Below are 3210 nucleotides of genomic sequence, written 5' to 3'. Positions count from 1 at the left end.
ACCGCGCCATGGCTTTCGAGAAGTTCCACTACGTTCAGGATGGGCAGGAGTTCACCCTGCCCAAGTTCAAGCACGCCCCGGTTGGCGTCATCCGCAAGGTCCGGTCACTCTCCCAGGGCGAACAGATTTTCGCCGTGCTCGAGGCGATGGCGGGCGCGGAAGCGCTGGCGGCCATCGACTCCATGGAGGCGTGGCAGTTCAACAAGTTCACCGAGGACTGGCAGAAGGATTCCAGTATCACACTGGGGGAATCTACGGCCTCTGCGACCTGATCGACGAGCACGCAGAGGCTCTGGAATTCGACCTCCTGACGCTCGGGCTGGACTCGCGGCAGATCGGCACACCCGCCCTTGACTGGTGGCGGCTCATGGCCGTGGTCAAGCACGTACCCCAGTCGTCGGCGCTTCACCGGGCCGTCAGTGGCACGGACGCGATGTGGGGAATGACGGAACACCTGCTCGCCACGATTGCTGACGCGCTCAACATGGGCAACTGGCAGCGCGGCGGCGGCAAGGGCAAGCGACCCGGCCCGATCCCCCGTCCGGGCAATGACCGCAAGAAGACCACCAAGTTCGGCGGCGGCACGACCATGACCATGGCGCAGGCGCGCGAGTGGCTGGACAAGAGGAGGTCACACAGTGGCAATTGAGCTAGCAACTGCCTACGTCTCCATCGTCCCGTCCACCCAGGACCTCGCCAGCGGCATCATGGGCAGCCTGATCCCCGGCGCCACAGCCGAGGGTTCGGCCGCTGGTGAGGCCGCTGGCACGGGGATGCTCGGCGGCATGAAGAAGTTCCTCGGGCCCGCCGTCGTGGCGGGCGCCGTCGCCGGCGTGGGCAAGGGCCTCTATGAGATCGGGTCCACGTTCGACACGGTGGCCGACACGATCCGCACCGGCACCGGGGCAACCGGGGAAGCGCTCGACGGGCTGGTCGATTCCGCGAAGAACGTGGGCCGCAACGTGCCCTCCAACTTCGGGTCCATCGCCCCCGTCGTCGCGGACCTGAACACCCGACTCGGACTGTCGGGCGAGACGCTGGAAACCGTCGCGTCACAGTACCTCCAGGCGGGCAACATCCTCGGGCAAGACGTGGATATCCAAGGCACCACCGCCGCGTTCTCCGCGTTCGGCATCGAGGGCGCGGCTGTCTCCGGTGCTATGGACGCGCTGTTCACGGCGTCGCAGGCTACCGGCGTCGGCATGAATGAACTGGCCGCGTCTGCCCAGGCATCCGCACCGGCGCTCCAGGCTCTCGGGTTCAGCTTCGAAGACTCCATCGCCCTCGTGGGCCAGTTCGACAAGGCTGGCCTCAACTCGCAACAGGTCATGATGGGCATGTCCAAGGGCCTCGTGACACTGGCGAAGGACGGCGAGCAGCCGGAGGCAGCGTTCCAGCGTGTCGTCGGCGAGATTGGCGGGTTTATTGAGGCCGGCGACACGGCCGCCGCGCTCGATCTTGCATCGCAGGTGTTCGGCACCCGTGGCGCACCTCAGTTCATGGCAGCCATCGAGTCCGGCACGCTCAGCGTGGAGGACCTGACGGCCTCCATCGGCGCGTCATCCGACACGATCCTCGGTGTCGCCGGAGAAACTGCCGACTTCGGCGAGTCGTGGCAGGTCGTCAAGAACAACGCGCTCCTCGCCCTCGAACCCCTCGGATCGGCCGTTTTCTCCGGGCTGAGCGACGTATTCGCGGGCATGGTCGGTCCGATGCAGACTGTCGGCTCATGGCTGGGCGAGAACACATGGGCGTTCGGCGTTCTCGCGGGCATCGTGGGCGGCGTCCTCGTCGCGGCGTTCGCCGCGTGGGCAGTCGCCGCATGGGCCACCACCGCCGCACTACTGGCAAACCCGGTGACGTGGATCGTCGTCGGCATCACAGCGCTCATCGCAGCGCTCGTCCTGCTGATCGCCAACTGGGACGCCGTGGTCGCGTGGGTGTCTGGCGTGTGGGATGGTGCCGTGCAGTGGATCAAGGACAGTTTCGCCTCCATCGGCGAATGGTTCTCCGCCAAGGGTGCCGAGATCTCCGACTTCCTCTCCGGGCTGTGGAATACCATCAAGTCCACGGCTGAGGGCATCTGGAACGGCCTCGTCTCGTTCGTGCAGGGCATCCCAGCCAAGTTCATGGCCGGGCTCGCAGCGCTCAGCAACCTCGCCGCCACCATCGGCGGCTGGATCACGGCAGCCAAGGATAAGGCCGTCGAAATCTTCAACGCCATCGTGGACTGGGTGAAGGGCGTCCCCGGTCGGTTCATGGATGGGCTCAACGCACTCTCTGAACTGGCGGGCAAGTTCGCCGGGTGGGTCCTCGCCGCCAAGGACGCCGCCGTCGAGAAGTTCAACGCGCTCGTGGACTGGGTGCGGGACATCCCATCCAAGATCACGTCGGCGCTCGGCGACGTCGGCGGCATCCTGAAGTCCGCCGGCCGCTCGATCATCGAGGGGTTCTGGAACGGGCTGAAGGAAAAATGGGAGGACGTCAAGGATTGGGTCGGCGGCATCGGCGACTGGATCGCTGACCACAAGGGACCGAAGGCTTACGACCTCGCGCTCCTGAAGCCTGCCGGCGGGTGGATCATGCAAGGGCTCCAAGCGGGTATGCGCGAGGAGATTCCCAACATGGCGCGCACGCTCCGCGACGTGACCAGCACCATCCAAGTTGGGGCAATTGCGGGCGGTGGTGCGACTGTCGCCGCTGCGGGCGCCGGGTCCATCACCACGGCCGATATCCGTCAGGCCCTCGACGGCGCGACCCTGACTCTGACCGGCGTGGACTACCTCGCCAACTCGACGGCCGCCCGAATCAACACTGCGATCGCGAGGGGCGTCTGATATGGCCGTGGCACTGCGCGGGTACACCGCCTTGTACTACAACGCCCAGGGCGACCGGATGGTGGACCTCCCAACCGGGTCAGCGGTGGGTGACCTTGCGATCATCCACGCTTTCGACCCCGGTTCGTGGGGTTGGTTCTACGGCCTGGGCCCGGGCGGCGGGTGGACGTACCTCGCGGGCGGCATCTGGTACCGCACCCTGACGTGGGCGGACATCACGGACGGCATGATCTTCGTGTCCGGGTATGGCACGTCCATGGCTGTGTATTCGGGTGCGGGTGGGAGGGTGCGCTCGTCGGTGTCCCGCACGGTGACCACCCCCGCGGGTTCGGCGGCGTTCTGGGCCACGAGTCTGTCCCCGTTCGTGTCGGGC

The 3210-nt window shown here is 66.4% G+C and carries 3 protein-coding genes; all 3 read left to right on the top strand.

Annotated elements, in window-relative coordinates:
• Positions 1 to 367 precede the first annotated feature (367 nt).
• The gene (locus EOL86_13190) at positions 368 to 649 is read left to right on the top strand and encodes a hypothetical protein (GenBank protein NCD26529.1); all 282 of its coding nucleotides are present in this window, start codon (positions 368 to 370) and stop codon (positions 647 to 649) included.
• Entirely contained in the window at positions 639 to 2837 is a 2199-nt protein-coding gene (locus EOL86_13185; GenBank protein NCD26528.1) for a hypothetical protein, read from the top strand. Before EOL86_13190 ends, EOL86_13185 begins: the two co-directional genes overlap by 11 nt.
• Position 2838: 1 nt before the next feature.
• Positions 2839 to 3210, top strand: a 372-nt coding sequence (locus tag EOL86_13180; GenBank protein NCD26527.1) for a hypothetical protein, incomplete at its 3' end; no start/stop codon positions are given.

The organism is Deltaproteobacteria bacterium, from assembly GCA_009930495.1.
Lineage (GTDB): Bacteria > Desulfobacterota > Desulfovibrionia > Desulfovibrionales > Desulfomicrobiaceae > Desulfomicrobium.
Note: the sequence above shows the minus strand (reverse complement) of the source record. Positions and strands in the feature narration are given on the sequence as shown.